Here is a 219-nt window from a genome sequence, read left to right on the forward strand (position 1 = left end):
TCGCGGAGCCGGGGAGTGCTGCGGCTGCTCTGTTGACGCGGACGGTGTATGCGCAGGCTGCTCTGTTCGCGGTCGAGGTGGCGCTGTTCCGGTTGGTGGAGTCGTTCGGTGTGCGGCCTGACTTTGTTGCGGGGCATTCGGTGGGGGAGATCGCGGCTGCGCATGTGGCCGGGGTGTTCTCTCTGGAGGATGCGGCGATGCTGGTGGCGGCACGGGGCA

The 219-nt window shown here is 68.0% G+C and carries 1 protein-coding gene; it reads left to right on the plus strand.

Annotated elements, in window-relative coordinates; all coding sequences use genetic code 11:
• Positions 1-32: 32 nt before the first annotated feature.
• Positions 33-219 (plus strand): acyltransferase domain-containing protein (locus KUF83_RS03685; RefSeq protein WP_374105971.1); only part of this gene is annotated, 187 nt, incomplete at its 3' end.

It is taken from the genome of Streptomyces sp. BV286 (assembly GCF_019090165.1).
Taxonomy (GTDB): domain Bacteria; phylum Actinomycetota; class Actinomycetes; order Streptomycetales; family Streptomycetaceae; genus Streptomyces.